This is a genomic window from Anaerosolibacter sp. (assembly GCF_029240175.1).
GTDB lineage: Bacteria > Bacillota > Clostridia > Peptostreptococcales > Thermotaleaceae > Anaerosolibacter.
This window is the reverse complement of the sequence record NZ_JARBTM010000010.1, coordinates 67,800-86,880: the sequence shown is the minus strand read 5'-3', so window position 1 is coordinate 86,880 and position 19,081 is coordinate 67,800. Positions and strand designations below refer to the sequence as shown.

Sequence of the window (19,081 nt, the reverse complement as noted above, 5' to 3'; positions counted from 1 at the left end):
AAAATGAATATACTAGAGTTTAAGAATGTAACAAAAACCTTTGGGGGATTGACAGCCGTAGGCAATGTGAGTTTTGAAGTGGAAAAGGACAGTATATTTGGTCTTATCGGACCTAACGGGGCTGGAAAAACGACTATTTTTAATCTTATTACAGGAATCTATAAGATATCTCAAGGTGAAATCTACTTCAAGGAAGATCCAATCCATGATCTTCAACCCCATAAAATTGCACAGCGCGGAATCACAAGAACCTTTCAGAATATCAGACTGTTTAAGAAGTTAACCACCTATGAGAATATATTGACGGCATGTCATGACAATGCTACCTATGGTATCGTAAATGCTTTGTTAAGAGATCATAAGTTTAAGGGGCAAGAAAAAAAGCTCCATGAAAAAGCCCAGGAGCTCATGGGGATTTTGGGATTGAGCAGCCAAAAAAATATTATCGCGTCCAATTTACCCTATGGCATGCAGCGCAGGCTGGAGATTGCTCGCGCGTTGGCATTGAATCCCAGCCTGCTCCTATTAGATGAGCCTGCAGCCGGAATGAACCCGGATGAAACAATAAAATTGATGGAGCTGATTAAAGAAATTAGGGAACACTTTGGATTATCCATTGTTGTTATTGAGCACCACATGGATTTGATCATGGGTGTCTGTGATAAAATCATGGTATTAAACTTTGGACAAAAATTGGCAGATGGCACTGCTCAAGATATTCAAACGAATCCGAAGGTGAGAGAAGCTTATCTAGGAGAGGAGGAAGAGCATTGCTAAAGGTAGAAAATTTACAAGTATATTATGGCGGGATTCATGCTTTGAGAGGTGTAAATATAAATGTTGAACAGGGGCAAATTGTATCCATCATCGGTGCAAATGGGGCAGGAAAATCAACTTTCTTAAATGCCCTATCAGGGATCATTCGACCAAAGGAAGGGAAAATATCATTTAAGGGAAAAAGTCTACCTCAGATACCCTATAAAATTGTGGCTGCAGGAATATCCCAGGTTCCCGAGGGCAGACTTGTTTTTGCCAATCTAACTGTAAAGGACAATTTGATGATGGGGGCTTATTTACGAAAGGATAAGCATGGGATTGAAAAGGACTTGGGAAAAGTATTTGAACTTTTTCCTCGAATGGCTGAGCGGGTCGATCAGCCAGCAGGAACGCTTAGTGGAGGAGAGCAGCAGATGCTGGCAATAGGCAGGGGATTGATGAGTAATCCAGATCTAATACTGCTGGATGAACCTTCGCTAGGACTTGCCCCGCTGCTGGTTAAGACAATATTTGAAATCATTAAGGATATTAAGAAGTTAAATAAAACCATACTGTTGGTTGAACAAAATGCATATAAGGCCTTATCGATTGCTGATAAAGCTTATGTGTTGGAGCAAGGAAGAATCGTGAAAACTGGCACAGGAAGCGAACTTATTAAAGATCCTTCCATTCAGGAAGCTTATCTTGGAAAAACTTTAAAGTCTTATAGGTCTAATGACTAGTTCGATTTAGTCAGTATAATATTATAAAAATGATGTAGGGAAATTTATTCGTGAAATAATTCGTTGAAAACTAACACATCCTAAGCTAAAATAGTGTTAGAGGGGAGGCGAACAAATGAGTAGAGGCCGTAGTAATAAACAAACCTGGCTGAGAGCAGCATGGATACTAATTAGGAAAATTGGCCTTTTGCCCAGATATCTCAAAGATCCTCAAACATTGATTTGGAAAAAAATTATGGTTGTGTTAGGTATTGTTTATGTGGTAAGCCCCTTTGACATACTTCCAGATCCAGTACTGGGATTGGGTTTTATCGATGATGCTGTGTTGATCACATATATCATATCCCGTATTTCTGACGAATTAGAAAAATATCTTCCTTCTGAAATTTCTAAGGAATTTGACAAGGAAAAGATAATTGATGATGTGGACTATAAGATAGATGATGAGTAGAACATCCCTTTTGAGGGATGTTATTTTTTAATTTAATAGGAAAGTTCTACTTTCCTATTAAATTAAAAATCAGGGGTGCAGGGGAAGTATTCCTATGCCGTAGTCAGAGGGGTGCTCAGGCTGCCTAGCAGCCGTCGAAGGGGAACTAGGTTCCCCTAGCGAAGGCATCGTTAGATGCTTTTTTATATGCTTGACATGTGTAACTGGAATATATTTGGGTATCATATTTATGAAAGAAATCATAGGAGGTAGTGAATCTATGAAAATATATACCAAGACAGGCGACAAAGGGCAAACCAGCTTATACGATAGCACTAGGGTAGATAAGGATAGTTTGAGGGTGGAAAGCTATGGAACTGTAGACGAACTGAATTCCAGCATAGGATTTGCGAGAAACTTTGTGGAGGATATAGATATTGTTGAGATACTATATAACATACAGCGGGAACTGTTTGATGTGGCTGGAGAACTTGCTACGAAAGATCGGGAAAAATTTCCAGAGAAGATCCACGAGGATCATGTTGGCAGTCTAGAGAAAATCATTGATACGTATCTTGAGAAGATAGATAAGATAGATAAATTTATTATTCCAGGAAGTAATAAAGCTAGTGCAGCACTGCACGTTGCTAGAACCATATGTCGAAGGGCAGAAAGAAGGATTTTGACCTTGAGCAGACATGAAGCGGTAAGTGATATATTAATTAAATATGTAAATCGTTTATCCGATGTCATCTATGCCTTGGCAAGATATTTAGAATCAGAATTAAAATATGTTGAATTCAAAAAAACATCTCAATAGATGGTTTTATTTTGTTGAAAAGTACGAACAATAAAAATATAAGTTAGAAAAATGTACATGTATTATAAAAATATGCTATAATGACCATAGTAATATTAGTGAGGTGAAACCTATGAAAAACGATATTAAGGAAATTTTATTTACCCCAGCTCAATTAGATGAGAAAATAACTGAGCTTGGAGATCAGATTTCGAAGGATTATCACGGAAAAGATTTATTGATGATTGGTGTTTTGAAGGGTGCCAATGTTTTTATGAGTGATCTAATGCGTAAAATTGGAACTTCGGTGAAGATTGACTTTATGGCGGTATCTAGTTATGGCTTATCCACAGAGAGTTCAGGTGTTGTAAGGATCATAAAGGATTTAGATGATAGTATTGAAGGAAAAGACGTACTAGTGGTTGAGGATATTATTGATACTGGATTAACACTGCACTATTTATATGACAATTTACTGTCTAGAAAGCCAAATAGTTTGAAAATATGCACGCTTTTAGACAAGCCTGAAAGACGTAAAGTAGACATAAATGTGAATTATAAAGGATTCGATATACCAGACGAATTTATTGTAGGTTATGGGATAGATTATGCCGAACAATATAGGAATCTGCCCTATGTGGCAATCTTAAAGAGAGAAGTATACGAGAGGTAAATTGTACATCAAATATGCGTGCTTACCAAAATAGACAAGGAAGAATAAAAATACATTTGAACTCCTATACTAATATTGTAAATAGCAATATAAACAAAGGAGGGATATGATGGAAGCCGCTGTAAATTTTGATCAAATCAAAGAAAGATTTAGAAGTGCAAATGTGGATGAAAAAATTGAAATCTATACAACTACCCAAGGACTTACGGTAGATCAATTCAAAGAGTTGCTAAGAATGTTCCCTTTGCAGCATCTTGATAAGCTAGAACAGGCAATGGGTTAATCGTACTACATACGTATCTGGAATAAAGAGTCAAAGAATCTCCTAAGGAAATTGAGTTTTAGAAGGAGATTCTTTTTGTGTATATAGAAAATTACGTTTTTCAATTGAATATATATAGGATTTTTATAAGGATAATATACTTTCTGAATATCTGTTGAAAAAATGAGAAAACTAAAGAAAAATGAGATATTCAGGAGGTTATAGCATGCACAGTAAAGTAATAGCTGTTCAAGGCGGATTGGATAGTATTGCAAATAGACTAAGAAATAAGGGGTATTATGTAACAGATTATAACGCTGCAGATGAGCCGATTGATGCCCTTGTGTATTCTGAAAATGTCGGGTATGCACATCCCCCTACCATGACAAGTGAAAGAGTACCATCTAATAATCAATTTGTTGTTATGTTAAATGCTGATGAATTAAGTGAGGATGAAATCGTAAATAGAATCGATTCTATTCGATAGGTCCGTTAGAAAAAATTATATATGAAAAATGTTTGAAGCATAAATGAAATGGATAAGTATATACTTGTAATGATGAAATTGTCAGGAGAGGATGATGAAAATGAAGTTATTTAAGTGCGAAGTCTGTAATTATATCCATACAGGAGATGAGGCACCTGAAAAGTGTCCAAAATGTGGAGCGCCAAAAGAAAAGTTTGTTGAATTAAAAGAGGAAGATATAACAAAAGTTGTACGTTCTGAATTTAGCAATGGATTACATATGGAGCTTTACAATGTCCTTCAAGAAGTTGAAGATATCGCCGATGCAGGCATTGAAGATGACTTAGATCCTGGTTGTGTAGCCATATTTAATAAAGCAAAAGAGCAAGCTATTTTATTAAGAAAAATGATTGTTGCTGAGTTAGAGATTCATATGAAAAAAGGAAAATGGGGAGCAGAGTAAGAGCACTTGGTGCTCTTTTTTTCTTTTTATTAGGACGATGCCTTGGAAGTAAAATCCTTTTATAGTAAGATAGAATAGTAAAAATGATTAGGCTAGGGAGGCAGATTGAGTGAAAGCATTGGTTGTGCTAGGGAGTCCTAGAATTAGAATGAATACAGATATCCTTCTTGAGCAAATGATAAGTGGATTATCTACTGAAACAATTGAAATTGAAAAGATAGCACTGGGTAAGATGACCATAAATCCTTGTATCTCGTGTAATGCATGCGGTAAAACAGGTGCATGCTTTATAAAGGATGATATGTCAGAAGTATACGGAAAATTTAATCAGTCAGATATCATCATAATAGGTTCACCCCTGTATTTTAATTCTGTTTCTGGAATCACGAAAATGATGATTGATCGTTGTCAAGCTTTCTGGTCAAGTAAGTATGTATACAACCAGCCCTCTATCGATAAAAACAGAGCACGAAAAGGTGTATTTGTCTGTACTGGAGGTGCAAAACAGCCAGAGAGTGGTTTTGTAGGAGCAACGATGGTGATGGATTTATTTTTTAAAGCCATCAATACAGAATATGTACATAATTTATTAGTGGATAATACGGATGAGTTGTTTACTGGGGAGCGAAGAGACATCCTAGATAGAGCATATAATATTGGAAAAGAACTAGTGGAATTTAGGAGGTGAGAAGATGGCAATCGTTGAAACTACCATTGTGCCTTTAGGGACTGCAACAACAAGTATAAGTCATTATGTTGCTGCTTGTCATAGAATACTTCAAGAACAGCATGGTATTGCATATCAACTGACGCCTATGGGTACCATCATGGAAGGTGAGTTAGATGTAATACTTCAAACCATTAGAAAGATGCATGAGGTGCCTTTTCAGGAAGGTGCTTTAAGGGTATCTACTACGATAAGGATTGATGATCGTAGGGATAAAAATGCATCAATGGCAGAAAAAGTGAATGCAGTTCAAGAAAAATTGACAAAATAGCAAGAGAGTACTCTTGCTATTTGTTTGAACAGGTTTACGTTAGATTATCTTACTGATAGTATGATATATTCATTTGATTTTTTAGGACCATCGAGATATAATATATGCGTATTATGTATACAACATATTTAATTTCAATGATATATAAATATAGGAGGGATTTTTATGAACAACATGCAAGTACCTGTTGGATTGTCCAACAGACATCTTCATCTGAGCAAGGAGCACATTGATATTCTTTTTGGAGAAGGCTATGAGTTGACAAAGATGAAGGACTTATCTCAACCGGGACAATATGCTGCCAATGAAAAGGTGGACATTGTTGGACCTAAAGGAACATTGGCAGGTGTAAGAGTATTAGGACCAGCTAGAGGGGAAACACAAATTGAAATATCCTTGACGGATGGATTTGTATTAGGTGTTACACCGCCGGTAAGAGATTCTGGTGACCTTGCTGGAAGTCCTGGTGCCGTAATCAGGGGACCTAAGGGTGAAGTTACTATAGATAAAGGAATTATTGCCGCTGCAAGACATATTCATATGCATACTTCTGATGCTGATAGAATGGGATTGGTGGATAAGCAAGTTGTCTGTGTAAGAGTTGAGGGTAGAAGAGGATTGATCTTTGATAATGTACTTGTGAGAGTACATGAAACATATGCCCTTGAAATGCATGTAGATATTGATGAAGGAAATGCTGCGGGATTAAAAAACGGAGATGTTGCAGAAATTTTATAATATGGCTGGAGGTTATTTCCATGAATATTGCCAAATACATTGATCATACCATATTGAAGCCTGAGACACTGAAAACAGACGTGATGCGTATCTGTGATGAAGCAAAGGCGTATGAATTTTATTCCGTATGCGTGAATTCTGCCTATGTGCCTCTAGTCAAGGAACGATTGCAGGGGAGCGATGTAAAGATAACAGCTGTTGTAGGTTTTCCCCTAGGGGCTATGGACATGAAGGCTAAGGCATATGAAACCCAAATCGCCATTGAGAACGGTGCAAATGAAATTGATATGGTAATCAACATCGGTGCACTAAAGGATAAAGAATACGATTATGTCAAAGAAGATATAAAAAGTGTTGTGGATGCTTTGCAAAAGAATGTTCTTTTGAAGGTGATCATTGAGACATCTTTGTTAACTGAGGAAGAAAAGATTAAGGCATGTCAGTTGTCTATGGAAGCAGGCGCCCACTTCGTAAAAACCTCGACTGGGTTTTCAACAGGTGGAGCAACCATCGAAGATGTGAAGCTCATGAGAAGTGTTGTGGGAGATCGGTTAGGGGTAAAGGCTTCTGGGGGCATCCGAAATTATGAAACAGCAATTGCAATGATTGAAGCAGGTGCCAGCCGTCTAGGGGTAAGCGCTTCTGTGGCTGTGGTAAATGGTATGGATACAGGAAATAATGGTTATTAAAGAATGGTGAAAACCATTCTTTTTTCTTTTCATCATCGCCTCATTGTTTTATACTGGAAATAGATGGTATATTAAAATTTCGTCAGCCCTAAAAGTATATAGGAATCGTAAAATATGCAAAAAGCGGTTAAGCTTAATGATACTGGAGTGAGGATTTATGATTAAAAAGGGAATATTGATTGTTTTGATAGTTGCAGTATGCTTCGCTCAAACAGTTTATGGACAAGTTCAGTCTCGGGATGTGGTAAGCATATCCTTATTAGGAGATATATTGCTAGATGGTACAGTTGGTAAATATATAGAGGACTATGGTGTAGATTATCCATGGGAAAAGGTAGCGTCGATTTTAGGCGCTAGCGATATTGTACTGGGAAACTTAGAAACCTCGGTGGGAACAGGGGGCCAAATAGATGTAAATAAACAATATTCATTCCAGTCCAAACCTGAAACTTTAAAGGGTATGGTCAATGCTGGGGTGGATGGTGTGTCTATTGCAAATAATCACATTTTGGACTATGGACAAGAAGGATTCAAACAAACATTGGAGCATTTAGATGTATACGGAATTAAATATGCTGGCGGCGGGGAAAATCTTGAAGCAGCGATGCAGCCAATTATTTGGGAAAAGAAAGGGATGAAAGTAGGATTACTGGCTTTTTCAAGGATAATCTATGATGTGAGCTGGTATGCAACGGATAAGAGACCTGGAATCTTAAGTGCCTACGATCATTATATAAAACATGTGTCCGAAACAATTGGTAAAGCAAGGGAAAAAGTGGATTTTTTGATTGTATCTGTACATTGGGGAAAAGAATTGGCCCAATATCCTGAGGAAGATGAGATAAAACTTGGAAGGCTGATGATTGATAGCGGGGCAGATGTAATTATGGGGCATCATCCCCATGTGTTACAGGGCATTGAATTCTATAAGGATAAACCAATTGTCTATAGTTTGGGAAACTTTGTGTTTAGTTCCACAAGTCAATTAAGCAGAAAGTCAATGATTTTTAATTTAGAGGTTACTCAAGACGGAATCATTAATTCTTATGTTGTGCCTGTAAAGATAAATCATTGCCAGCCTACGCCTATTGAAGGTGCAGGAAGTGAGGAAGTTATTGAACTGTTAAATACAATTTCTCAACCATGGAATACAAGGGTGCTCAAGAGTGGAGACGTTGTAGGGAATGTAAAATATATAAAGAGAGAATTACCTGACCCATCGCCGGATATACCTATTCATGACAGTGGTGGAAATAATCTGACTTATAAAGATACACGGGCCGAAAAGCTTGAAAAAGTTTCTCGATTTCTAAAGTATGATTTTGATTACGATGGACAAAAGAATATTGCTACGATGATAAAGAAGAATGAGCAGCTATCCTTTGATTATGAACAAGGAATTGTAACGGTTCACAGAGGGGAAAAAAGTATACTTAAATCATTGTTCATTTATAAGCCTCTTCACTTGATGAGCAGAATTTTTAAATGGAGTTTTCAATATGCGGATGGTTAGCGTGATGCAAAATTATTCTAAGTACCTAATCGATTACGATAAAAGATTGGACAATTTTGGACTCAATTTCAAACTGGAGGATGATACCATCTATGCTATTATTTGCTATAGTCTTGATGTACTTTTAAATTAATCAAAGTTACTATAACGGAAATAATAGTATTGAGGTGATAAAAAATGAAAAAAAATATGATCTTAATTTTGGCAATGATCATGGTGCTTTCAGCTTGTGCTCCTACTGTAGAACCTCAGCGTAGACCTACAGTACCTCAGCAAGAATCTACAAATCAACAACAGAATGCTGAGACACCAAAACAAAACCCTAATCCAAACGGACAAGCTTTGGAGACGAATCAATCTTCAATATTTGAAGTTGGGCAAGTGCGAAATTGTAGGATTACAGCGGATGCAGCCGATGTTAAGGCTGGAGCAGGTAATAATTTTGGTACGATTGGAAATTTAAAAAGGGATGATGTAACAAAAGTTTTAGGACAGGTTGGGGATTGGTATGTGGTTCAGCTTGATAATAATCAAGTTGGATGCGTAAATGGGGAAAATGCAATTCCAGTGGTAAAAGAAGGGCAGGCTCAAGAAACTCCAAAAGTACAGCCACCGCAGCAGGTAAAGCAACCTCAAGAAGGTCAACAGCCTGAACAAGCACCCCAGCAGCGCCAAACAGGTCAACAACCTGGACAAACGGCACAACAGCCGCAACAAACCCAAAGAAATCAAGGAACTCAGAGCGCAGCTCCTGCAGCACCGCAAACCACAAATAAATTGAGTGGTCAAGAGCAGCAGATGGTAGATTTGGTTAACCGTGAAAGAACAAAAAATGGTTTATCTGCCCTGACTGTAGACTTAGAAGTAGCAAGGGTAGCCGGGATTAAATCTCAGGATATGGTGGATAAAAATTACTTCAGCCATTATTCACCAACCTATGGCAGTCCATTTGATATGATGAAAAATTTTGGTATTGAATATTTAACCGCTGGAGAAAACTTAGCAGGTAACTCTAGTGTAGAGAAAGCCCATGAAGCTTTAATGAATTCGAGCGGACATCGACAGAATATTCTTAGTCCCGATTTTACTCATATCGGCATCGGTGTGCGATCAAGTGAAAAATATGGATATGTATATACACAAATGTTTATTAGTAAAAGAAAATAAGAAAAAGCAATGGCTTTTAAGCCATTGCTTTTTTATACGTTAAACCTAAAGAGAATAACATCTCCATCCTTCACTTCATAATCCTTGCCTTCTAGGCGGAGGAGACCTTTATCCTTAGCGGCACTGATGCTTCCGGCAGTCACAAGTTCGTCATAGGCAATGGTTTCTGCGCGGATAAAGCCTCTCTCAATATCTGAATGGATTTTTCCTGCTGCTTGTGGAGCTTTTGTACCTTTACGAATGGTCCATGCTCTTACTTCTTGAGGGCCCGCTGTTAAAAAGCTTATGAGTCCCAATAATTTATATCCGGCCTTGATCAGCAAATCAAGTCCTGATTCTTCTAAGCCAATTTCTTGCAGGAATTCAAGTTTTTCTTCATCGTCAAGTTCTGAGATTTCAGATTCGATCTTTGCACATACCACAACAACCTCAGCATTTTCCATTTGTGCATGTTCTCTTACTTGTTGAACCAAGCTATTGTCTCCCCCATGCTCAAGTAAATCTTCCTCAGAGACATTTGCCACATAAATAATTGGTTTATAAGAAAGTAAGCCAAAGCTCTTAACAAATTCTTGTTCTTCCAGAGAAAGGTCGAGAGTTCTTACAGATTTTCCACTTTCAAGAGTATCTTTAATTAATTGAAGTAGATTCAATTCTGCTTGAGCAGATTTGTCAGATTTGGCCATTTTCTGTGTTTTCTGGATTCTACGCTCAATGACTTCTAGATCTGAGAATATTAATTCAAGATTAATGGTTTCGATATCTCTAAGGGGACCAACACTGCCTTCCACATGAACGATATTTTGATCCTCAAAACATCTTACTACATGGACGATGGCTGCTACTTCGCGAATATGAGATAAAAATTTATTACCTAAACCCTCCCCTTTGCTAGCACCCTTAACCAATCCTGCGATGTCGTAAAATTCTATAGCGGTAGGAATAAGTTTTTTTGAATCATACAATTGTTGAAGCACATCTAATCGTTTATCAGGAACTGATACAACACCTACATTGGGTTCGATGGTACAAAATGGATAGTTGGCTGATTCAGCACCAGCTTTAGTGATTGCATTAAAAAGAGTGCTTTTGCCAACATTCGGTAAACCTACAATACCTAATTTCATTAAACAATCTTCCTTTCAAAACTTTCTTTGGTCTAATTACATACAGACAAATTATAACTGATATAAGGATTTAGTTCAACAAATTAACAAATTATCTTTGCTTACATTTAGAATATCTAAAACTGTATCTACTTATACTATTTATAAATGGACAAAGGATAGGTGATAAATTTGGATAGAAAACAACAAATCAAGGAAATTTTATATTATGTTGATAATCATAGAGATTCTCATCTTAGCAGAAATGTTTGTGCCAGAATCTTAGGAGAAACAGAAAGACCAACGATAGATGATGAAATGATTAGAGAATTAAAAATCAAATTGCCTAATGCCAAGCAAGAAGAGATTAAAGCAATATTTAATGCCATACATTAATGAGGATTAGGAGGTATTAGACGTGAAAAAGAAAATTGTATTTATTTTTGCACTGTTGATGGTGGGACTTCTTGTCCTTGGATGTCAGCCAGCACGCAGACCTGTACCGTATAACAACGAAGAGGGTGTTGCACAAAGAAGAATAGATGTAAATGATTTAAACGTGAGAGCTGAACGTATTACCAGTGAGATTGACAAGTTTACAGAAGTAAAAAACTCATACACTGTTGTAACGGATGGCACTGCTCTGATTGGTTTAAAAATGAACCAAAATAACACAAAAAATATAAGCAGGGGATTAAGGGAAGATATTGAAAGAAAAGTACAAAGCGTAGATACTCAGATTGATAGAGTATATATAACTGCTGATTCAGGACTCGTAGAGAGAATCCGCCGTGTTTCACAAAATATGTCACAAGGATATTCTATAACAGGGATGGCTGATGAAATACAAGATTTATTAACTAAAATGAGAGAAGCAAGGTAAGAAAAGAATGGAGTTATTTTATGGCTCCATTCTTTTTCATATTTATGTAAATGCAACAATAGAATAAAATGGGAGGGATTAGCTATGACGAAAGGCGTTGCCCTAAAACATTTTCTATTGTCACTGATGTACGGTATGGCTATATTCATATATTTAGCTTTTCAAGGTACATATGAGAAAATAGCCATAGTATTCATGAGTGTATGGACCTATGTGCTTATGATAAACCCAAACATAGGTAACTGGCGCTATTATCAGAGGATAATTATAGGTATATTTATAGGGATACTTTTAGCCTACTTTGGTATTGGTGCAATGCCCATGAAAAATCAAATGGATGAACAGTTACAAGGGAGGAGAAATAATGAGAATACTGCAGTTCTGCTGGTATTTGATGGAGAACCTGCGACCTATGATGTAGCCTCAGCCCTGCATAGACATAGGAAAGAAATAACTGGACTTAAAGAAATAACAATTCCCTTGAAGTTATATCAATATAAAAAAGCATATGAACATCTTCATATAAGCAGATATCAAGAAAAAGCTGCCCAGATTCAAGAAAAACTTATAGAACTTTTAACACCCCATTATGATGTATATATTTCTTATGCTGAAGCGAGGCCTTATTACTATGAAATAATGGATCAGATTATATTAAAAGAAAGTTACGACAAGGTAATTGTTCAACCAATTAGTATTGGGGAATCTCTGGAAGAGATTGCTGCTGGAAATGATAAGATTATGCCTTTCTTAATACGAAGCAAAACCATGGTGCGTCATGGGAATTCCCTTTGGGATAGCGAAAAGATAGCAAAGGCGGTCGTAAGAAGGGTTGTAGATATGGAGCAGGAAACAACTATGGGTGATATCGGTATCATATTAATGGCAGGAGGAGATGTTCGAGGCAATCAATCACAAAATTGGGCAAAAAATATGAGGAAAGAGCTGTTGTTCATGGAACGGGTGAAGACCTACTTTATGCAGCAGGGGATAGAAAGCAGGAAAGTTATCACCTTAGATGTGGTAAAAGGAGAAAAAAGTCTTGATGAAGCTGTTCAGCAGTTGAGACTATATGGTGTGGGAAAGATCTATCTCACATCTATCCATGATTTTTTGGATAAAATTGAAAATCAAAGTTATATACGCAAATTTATAAAAAAAGTAGAACAACAACAGGGTATCCATATGAATTACATAGATGGATGGGGTACTGAGGATTTAGTCATTGAAGAATTAGAAGGTAGAATCAGGTTGTTAAATGTTCAAGAATAGAGAGGAATTGCTTGAATGTAAAATGAATATTATGGTAAATTATATCCATAATAAATAATAGCGATGAATGTATAACAAAATGATAAAAAGTAGTGGAGGGATGAAATTGCTGAAACGATTAGCACCGATTGAGCTAGGGCGGGGCGTGCATCTGCATGTTATAAAGACTGATAAATTCAAAACCAATTTGATTCGCGTATACCTACAAAGACCGCTAGAAAAGGAAGAGGTAACGAAGAATGCATTGCTTACCATGGTATTACCTCGTGGAACTGAGCGGTTTACCACTTCTATGGCTGTTTCAAAAGAATTAGAAAACTTGTATGGGGCATCCCTTAGTAGTGATGTTTCTAAAAAGGGAGAAAGAAACATTATCCAGTTTGCCCTCCAGCTAGCCAATGATAAGTATCTAGAAGAGAAGGGGGTATTTGAGAAAGGACTGTCTATCTTAAATGAAATTATCCATAAGCCTCACTTGCAAGAAGGGAAATTTCATACTCAATATGTGGAACAAGAAAAAGATAATCTAAAAGAGCGAATAGAAGGTAGAATAAATGATAAAATGAGTTATGCCCTCGACCGTTGTATTGAGGAAATGTGTTCTGATGAAAAATTCTCCTTATATGAATACGGAAATGTTGAGGACTTGAAAAAAATATCTGCTGAGTCCTTATATGAGCATTATCAAAATATTATTGGCACTTCGAAAGTTGATATTTTTGTTGTGGGAGATATGGATGAAGCGACAGTCGAGAATATGGTTAGGCAGCATCTAAACTTCGTATCTGGAGACAAACTTTTTGTTGAAAGAGAAGAAATCCAAAGGAGTCCTGCTGATGTAAAGAAAGTGGAAGACAAAATGGACGTTTCTCAAGGGAAATTAACTTTAGGATATAGAACAAACCTACCCTTTGAAAGCGAACTTTATCATCCACTGGTAGTATTTTCGAATATTTTAGGTGGAGGACCTAACTCTAAGCTGTTTAGAAATATTAGAGAAAAAGAGAGCTTGTGCTATTATATTTTTTCAAGAATTGAAAAATTTAAGTCTTTGATGATGATTAGCTCAGGTATTGAATTCGATAAATATGATAAAACAGTGGAACTGGTTGGGAAGCAGCTTGAAGAGATGAAAAATGGAGGGTTTACCACAGAGGATATTGAAAGCGCTAAGAATTCAATCATTACCTCAATGCGTTCAATGACAGATACGCCAAGTATGATGGCAGATTTTTACTATACTCAGGTTGTCAGCAATAATCCAGATAGTCTTGATGAGATGATAGATAAGGTTAGGAAGGTAACAAAGGAAGCCATCATAGCCTCGAGCAAACAGATCGAATTGGACACTATTTATTTTCTTCGAGACAAAAAGGAGGGCAGGTAGCATGACGATTCAAACAACGAGCAGCGAGCTTCTCCATGAAACCATATATTCTATAGAGCGGTCCGATGGTTTAAAGGTGTTCTTTATGCCAAAAGAGGGATATACAAAGCAATATGCGGTTTTTGCTACAAATTATGGGTCTAACGATAGTAAGTTCAAGATTGCTTCGAGGGGAGAGGAAATCTGTGTACCAGACGGTATTGCCCACTTCCTAGAGCATAAGCTCTTTGAACAGCCTGAAGGAAGTGTTTTTGATAAATTTTCTGAGTTAGGTTCCAGCGTTAATGCGTACACAAATTTTACTTCTACATGTTATCTATTTTCTTCAACGGACAAGTTTTATGAAAACTTAAAGCTTCTTTTGGATTTTGTTAGGGAGCCTTATTTCACCGATGAGAGTGTGGAAAAAGAGAAAGGTATTATCGCCCAGGAAATTAGAATGTATGAGGACAATCCTAACTGGAAAGTGTTTTTTAACGCCTTAAAGGCGATGTATCATGAACATCCAGTAAAGATAGATATCGCGGGTACAGTTGAAAGTATTCATAAGATTACAAAGGATGATCTATATACCTGTTACAATACCTTCTATACGCCGCGAAATATGATTGTGTTTATCGTAGGTGCATTAGACAAAGATGAAGTGTTTGATTTTGTTGATAAGACGCTGAACAATGGTAAGAAAAAAGAAGAAGCGTTGATTCAAAGAATATATCCAAACGAGCCAGATGCCATCGTAAAAAAAGAGATTGAGGAAAAGCTGTCAGTATCAATGCCACTGTTTAATATTGCCTTTAAGGATGTTGACAATGGACTGCATGGCAGGGAATTGCTTGCTAAGGATATTTCCACAAGAATCATATTGGAAATGCTGTTTGGCAGGAGTTCTGAATTGTTTATGAAGTTGTATGAGGAGGGGCTCATCAATGATTCATTTGAGCACGAATATACTGGTGAAATTGATTATGGACATTCGATGCTGGGAGGAGAATCAAAGAATCCTCACGAGGTATTAAATAAGATATTAGATCATATTGCTCTGATGAAAGAGAAAGGTTTATCTCAGGATGATTTTGATCGGATACGAAAAAAGCAAATGGGTCAGCACCTAGGGTATTACAACTCTATTGAGTTTATTGCAAATACTTTTGTACCCTATTACTTTAAGGGAATCAGTCTTTTAGACTATATTGAGATATTAAAAGAGATTAGCTTTGAAACAGTTAGCGAACGTTTTAGAAAACATTTTGATTCAGATAAATGTGTAATATCAGTGATTCGTCCAAAGTAATTGATTTTGCAGTGAAATTTTACTATAATAAATTGAGGGGTTGTCAGTGCTGCTGGCAACCTAATCTTTTATGGAGGTGAGTAATATGGATCCAGTAGCTTTTGAGTTGTTTGGTTTGTCCATACGATGGTATGGTATATTAATTTCCCTAGGTATTGTACTGGCTACCCTATTAGCCATACATAGAGCAAAAAAAGAGAATGTTAGCGAGGAACGAATTCTTGATTTGGTTTTGATTGCTGTGCCGATTGCCATCGTAGGTGCCCGGTTGTACTATGTTATTTTTAATTGGAGTTATTATCAGGGTGATTTTCTGAGAATGATTAACATCAGAGAGGGTGGACTAGCGATTCATGGGGGCGTGATTGCTGGTGTAGCCGTAGGATATTTCTTTTGTAAACGTCACAAAATTGATTTTTGGAAAATGGCTGATATAGTTGCACCAAGTATCATTTTAGGTCAAGCCATCGGCCGATGGGGGAACTTTATTAACCGGGAAGCCCACGGCGGACCAACAGATCTCCCTTGGGGAATCATGGTTGACGGTATAAAAGTGCATCCTACATTTCTGTATGAGTCTTTATGGAATTTTATGGTATGTGGGTTTTTGTTGTGGTATGATAAACGCAAAAAGTTTCAGGGAGAATTACTATTTTTATATGGAATATTATATTCTGTAGCTAGATTTTTCATTGAAGGATTACGAACAGATAGCCTCATGATCGGACCATTTAGGACAGCTCAGTTAGTGAGCTTGATTACAATTGTCGTTTTTGGTTTTATTTTGTTTGCAAAGAGAAAAGGGAAACGTGTCGAATGATAGTTGAAAAATCATGATTTGTAGTCGAAACCTTCTGAAAATAATCGAGAATTCCTTCGAAACAGATAGAAAAAAAGTAGAATTGTAATAAAATTGCAATAAAAATGTCATTTTACGTCATTGACAAGTTTATCCAATTATATTATGATAGTAGTACCACCACTATCTACCACAATCCTTTATTATGTAATGGGGTGTGGATATGTTAAAGTATAATATCGAGGAATTAAGACAAAAGCTAAATACACTTATTGCCAACGGGGATAATTATGAGACTATTTATAGCGTAAGTGTTGAACTTGATGAATTAATTGCAGCTTTCTATAAAGAAAATCAATAGGAATTTATTTAAAACCTTTAGGTCTGTGGATCTAAAGGTTTTTTGTTTTACAGAGAATTTTTTACTATGGGGGATGCAGCTAATGCAAGGTGAGTATGTTGAGGGATTTTAAGCGACGCAAATTTAGAGAGTCTTACTCGAATAAATTTCGTTGGCGCCATGAGCAGTTGCGATAGCAATATGCGATTTTTAGTCCCATAGACCTAGAAAAAAAGATGAAAAAAACCATTTTAAAAGAAGGAATTTCAAAACCATTGCAGAAATTAATAAAAAGTGGTAGAAAGTGGTGGAAAGTGGTGGGAAATCCCTAAGATGGAGTGAGGATTTATGTTTATTGGTGAATATCTTCATACCATTGATGTGAAGGGCAGGGTCATTATTCCTTCTAAATTTCGTGATGAACTGGGTGAAAAGTTCATTGTGACGAAGGGATTAGACAACTGTTTGTTTGTGTACCCCGAAAACGAATGGAAGAACTTTGATAATAAACTAAAACAATTGCCGCTCACCAATAGGGATGCAAGGGCATTTGTAAGATTGTTTTTATCTGGAGCGACCGAATGTGAACTGGACAAGCAAGGGAGAATTACAATACCGCCAAATCTAAGAGAACACGCAAAATTAGATAAAGATACAATATTAATCGGAGTTTCAACAAGGGTAGAAATTTGGAGTAGAGAAGAATGGGATCGCTATAACGAAGACGCCGACCTTAGCTATGATGACATTGCGGAAAAGATGGCACAATTAGGAATCTAAATAATTGATCTCACTACAGGAAAGACTAGGAATAATGATGCGAAAGTAGGTGGTTTTGTGAGCTTTGAACATGTTTCTGTTTTACTTCATGAAACAATACACGGTTTAAATATTAAGTCAACGGGTGTTTATGTAGATGGAACTCTTGGCGGTGCTGGACATGCTTCGAAAATTTGCGAGAAATTGGATAGCAATGGTACTTTTATCGGAGTTGACCAAGATCAAGAAGCACTTAGGGTTTCAGGAGAGAGACTTGGAAAGTATAGTAATAAAAAGCATTTAGTGCATAGTAATTTTTCAAACATAAAAGAAGTATTGGATGAACTAGGAATACCTAAAATTGATGGAATGATAATGGACATAGGTGTATCTTCTTATCAACTAGACGAAGGCAGCAGAGGTTTCTCCTATATGCAGGATGCACCTCTAGATATGAGAATGGATGTTACGAAAGATTTTAGCGCAAGTGATATTGTGAATGAGTATGATGAGGAAGAACTTACGCGGATCATCTATGAATATGGAGAAGAAAAGTGGGCAAAAAGAATTGCCAACTTTATTATAAAGGAACGAAACAATAAACCTATAGAAACCACAGGCGAACTGGTGGAGGTTATTAAGAAGGCTATCCCTGCTGCTGCAAGGCGAGATGGACCTCATCCGGCCAAGAGGACTTTCCAAGCCATTCGGATAGAGGTCAATAATGAGTTGGGTATATTACAGCAAACTATTCATGATATCACTGAAAGGTTAAATGTGGGAGGCAGAATTTGTATCATTACCTTTCATTCATTAGAGGATAGAATTGTTAAAAACACGTTCAGAGATTTGAGTACAGCCTGTAAATGCCCGCCTGAGTATCCTATTTGCAGATGTAATGGGAAGGCGTCATTGAAGGTAATCACACGAAAACCTATCCTGCCATCTGAAAATGAATTAGAAATTAATCCTAGGTCTCGAAGTGCAAAACTTAGGATTGCCGAGAAAGTTTAGGGTTCTAAATAAAAAAGGAGTGAATAAATTTGGTAGTAGCACAAAGAAAACACGAATACTACGCATTGGAAGATGCTCAAAATGAACAAATAAAAAAACAACCCTCAAACGCACAAAAACGTCAGAAAATGGGGGCTGGTCATAAACTTCAAATTATCTTCAGCGTTGTGATAGTGGCTAGTCTTTGTGTAGCTATTCTCTTAGGCTATGTTTCTCTTACGGAGACAAGATATAGAGTACATGCTTTAGAAACGGAGATAAAACAGTTAGAAGGCCAAATAGAGAATTATCGCGTACAGGCCGAAACCTTTAAAAAGAGCACAATTGTTGAAGAAAGAGCCATAGCAGAGCTAGGAATGCAGTATCCTTCGAAAAGTCAAATGGTGTTTTTGAACATAGAAAGTCCCGATATTATGGGTGTAGAAGAAACAAAAGAAGTGATGCAAGAAGTCGCAGCTGAGAAAGACCACAGCATGATAGCAGGAGTAAAAGATACTTTCCATAAGATTTACTCCCTATTGGATTGATGCTTA

At 36.9% G+C, this 19,081-nt stretch carries 26 protein-coding genes; 25 read left to right on the top strand and 1 reads right to left on the bottom strand.

Features of this window, described 5'->3' with window-relative positions:
• Positions 1–3 precede the first annotated feature (3 nt).
• The 15 genes from K0R93_RS09005 (at position 4) to K0R93_RS08935 (ending at position 9,697) form a co-directional block, all read left to right on the top strand.
• Positions 4–777, top strand: a complete 774-nt coding sequence (locus K0R93_RS09005; RefSeq protein ID WP_300300178.1) for an ABC transporter ATP-binding protein — start codon at positions 4–6, stop codon at positions 775–777.
• Entirely contained in the window at positions 771–1,499 is a 729-nt protein-coding gene (locus tag K0R93_RS09000) for an ABC transporter ATP-binding protein (RefSeq protein ID WP_300300176.1), read from the top strand. The genes K0R93_RS09005 and K0R93_RS09000 overlap by 7 nt, the downstream gene beginning before the upstream one ends.
• 115 nt (positions 1,500–1,614) lie before the next feature.
• Entirely contained in the window at positions 1,615–1,950 is a 336-nt protein-coding gene (locus K0R93_RS08995) for a YkvA family protein (RefSeq protein ID WP_300300174.1), read from the top strand.
• A 259-nt stretch (positions 1,951–2,209) separates the two neighbouring features.
• Positions 2,210–2,749 carry a cob(I)yrinic acid a,c-diamide adenosyltransferase gene (locus K0R93_RS08990; RefSeq protein ID WP_300300171.1) on the top strand — a complete coding sequence of 180 codons (540 nt, stop codon included), beginning with the start codon at positions 2,210–2,212 and terminating at the stop codon, positions 2,747–2,749.
• 112 nt (positions 2,750–2,861) lie between these two features.
• A complete protein-coding gene (gene hpt / locus K0R93_RS08985; RefSeq protein WP_300300168.1) occupies positions 2,862–3,401 on the top strand; it encodes a hypoxanthine phosphoribosyltransferase in 540 nt (179 codons plus the stop codon).
• 109 nt (positions 3,402–3,510) lie between these two features.
• A complete protein-coding gene (locus tag K0R93_RS08980; protein ID WP_300300166.1) occupies positions 3,511–3,684 on the top strand; it encodes a hypothetical protein in 174 nt (57 codons plus the stop codon).
• A gap of 205 nt (positions 3,685–3,889) precedes the next feature.
• Positions 3,890–4,150 (top strand): YkuS family protein, encoded by a 261-nt coding sequence (locus tag K0R93_RS08975; protein ID WP_300300164.1) that lies wholly within the window; start codon positions 3,890–3,892, stop codon positions 4,148–4,150.
• A 100-nt stretch (positions 4,151–4,250) separates the two neighbouring features.
• Positions 4,251–4,592 carry a rubredoxin-like domain-containing protein gene (locus tag K0R93_RS08970; RefSeq protein WP_330685118.1) on the top strand — a complete coding sequence of 114 codons (342 nt, stop codon included), beginning with the start codon at positions 4,251–4,253 and terminating at the stop codon, positions 4,590–4,592.
• A gap of 109 nt (positions 4,593–4,701) precedes the next feature.
• Positions 4,702–5,280 carry a flavodoxin family protein gene (locus K0R93_RS08965; protein ID WP_300300159.1) on the top strand — a complete coding sequence of 193 codons (579 nt, stop codon included), beginning with the start codon at positions 4,702–4,704 and terminating at the stop codon, positions 5,278–5,280.
• Positions 5,281–5,284: 4 nt separating this feature from the next.
• Positions 5,285–5,590, top strand: a complete 306-nt coding sequence (locus tag K0R93_RS08960; RefSeq protein ID WP_300300157.1) for an MTH1187 family thiamine-binding protein — start codon at positions 5,285–5,287, stop codon at positions 5,588–5,590.
• A 174-nt stretch (positions 5,591–5,764) separates the two neighbouring features.
• A complete protein-coding gene (pduL, locus tag K0R93_RS08955) occupies positions 5,765–6,328 on the top strand; it encodes a phosphate propanoyltransferase (protein WP_300300222.1) in 564 nt (187 codons plus the stop codon).
• 20 nt (positions 6,329–6,348) lie between these two features.
• On the top strand, positions 6,349–7,017 hold the full coding sequence (gene deoC / locus K0R93_RS08950) for a deoxyribose-phosphate aldolase (RefSeq protein WP_300300155.1): 669 nt from the start codon (positions 6,349–6,351) through the stop codon (positions 7,015–7,017).
• 157 nt (positions 7,018–7,174) lie between these two features.
• Positions 7,175–8,530: a CapA family protein gene (locus tag K0R93_RS08945; protein WP_300300153.1), complete on the top strand. Its 1,356-nt coding sequence runs from the start codon at positions 7,175–7,177 to the stop codon at positions 8,528–8,530.
• On the top strand, positions 8,517–8,663 hold the full coding sequence (locus K0R93_RS08940) for a hypothetical protein (protein ID WP_300300151.1): 147 nt from the start codon (positions 8,517–8,519) through the stop codon (positions 8,661–8,663). Before K0R93_RS08945 ends, K0R93_RS08940 begins: the two co-directional genes overlap by 14 nt.
• A gap of 44 nt (positions 8,664–8,707) precedes the next feature.
• A complete protein-coding gene (locus tag K0R93_RS08935) occupies positions 8,708–9,697 on the top strand; it encodes a CAP domain-containing protein (protein WP_300300149.1) in 990 nt (329 codons plus the stop codon).
• 32 nt (positions 9,698–9,729) lie between these two features.
• Here the strand turns inward: K0R93_RS08935 and ychF are convergent, their stop codons facing one another.
• On the bottom strand, positions 9,730–10,824 hold the full coding sequence (ychF, locus tag K0R93_RS08930) for a redox-regulated ATPase YchF (protein ID WP_300300147.1): 1,095 nt from the start codon (positions 10,822–10,824) through the stop codon (positions 9,730–9,732).
• A gap of 171 nt (positions 10,825–10,995) precedes the next feature.
• Between ychF and K0R93_RS08925 the strand changes: the two genes are divergently transcribed.
• The 10 genes from K0R93_RS08925 to K0R93_RS08880 all read left to right on the top strand — a co-directional run bounded on the left by K0R93_RS08925 (position 10,996) and on the right by K0R93_RS08880 (position 19,075).
• Positions 10,996–11,199: a hypothetical protein gene (locus tag K0R93_RS08925; protein ID WP_300300144.1), complete on the top strand. Its 204-nt coding sequence runs from the start codon at positions 10,996–10,998 to the stop codon at positions 11,197–11,199.
• A gap of 22 nt (positions 11,200–11,221) precedes the next feature.
• Positions 11,222–11,686 carry a YhcN/YlaJ family sporulation lipoprotein gene (locus K0R93_RS08920; RefSeq protein WP_300300142.1) on the top strand — a complete coding sequence of 155 codons (465 nt, stop codon included), beginning with the start codon at positions 11,222–11,224 and terminating at the stop codon, positions 11,684–11,686.
• An 84-nt stretch (positions 11,687–11,770) separates the two neighbouring features.
• Positions 11,771–12,958: a hypothetical protein gene (locus K0R93_RS08915; protein ID WP_300300140.1), complete on the top strand. Its 1,188-nt coding sequence runs from the start codon at positions 11,771–11,773 to the stop codon at positions 12,956–12,958.
• Between the two features lie 106 nt (positions 12,959–13,064).
• A complete protein-coding gene (yfmF, locus tag K0R93_RS08910; protein WP_300300137.1) occupies positions 13,065–14,345 on the top strand; it encodes an EF-P 5-aminopentanol modification-associated protein YfmF in 1,281 nt (426 codons plus the stop codon).
• Between the two features lies 1 nt (position 14,346).
• Positions 14,347–15,636: an EF-P 5-aminopentanol modification-associated protein YfmH gene (gene yfmH, locus K0R93_RS08905; RefSeq protein WP_300300135.1), complete on the top strand. Its 1,290-nt coding sequence runs from the start codon at positions 14,347–14,349 to the stop codon at positions 15,634–15,636.
• An 85-nt stretch (positions 15,637–15,721) separates the two neighbouring features.
• The gene (gene lgt, locus K0R93_RS08900) at positions 15,722–16,456 is read left to right on the top strand and encodes a prolipoprotein diacylglyceryl transferase (RefSeq protein WP_300300133.1); all 735 of its coding nucleotides are present in this window, start codon (positions 15,722–15,724) and stop codon (positions 16,454–16,456) included.
• A gap of 202 nt (positions 16,457–16,658) precedes the next feature.
• Entirely contained in the window at positions 16,659–16,796 is a 138-nt protein-coding gene (locus K0R93_RS08895; RefSeq protein WP_300300131.1) for an aspartyl-phosphate phosphatase Spo0E family protein, read from the top strand.
• A 327-nt stretch (positions 16,797–17,123) separates the two neighbouring features.
• Positions 17,124–17,555, top strand: coding sequence for a division/cell wall cluster transcriptional repressor MraZ (mraZ, locus tag K0R93_RS08890; RefSeq protein WP_300300129.1), 432 nt, complete (start codon positions 17,124–17,126; stop codon positions 17,553–17,555).
• A 57-nt stretch (positions 17,556–17,612) separates the two neighbouring features.
• On the top strand, positions 17,613–18,548 hold the full coding sequence (gene rsmH, locus K0R93_RS08885; RefSeq protein WP_300300127.1) for a 16S rRNA (cytosine(1402)-N(4))-methyltransferase RsmH: 936 nt from the start codon (positions 17,613–17,615) through the stop codon (positions 18,546–18,548).
• 29 nt (positions 18,549–18,577) lie between these two features.
• Entirely contained in the window at positions 18,578–19,075 is a 498-nt protein-coding gene (locus K0R93_RS08880) for a cell division protein FtsL (protein ID WP_300300125.1), read from the top strand.
• Positions 19,076–19,081: the final 6 nt, after the last annotated feature.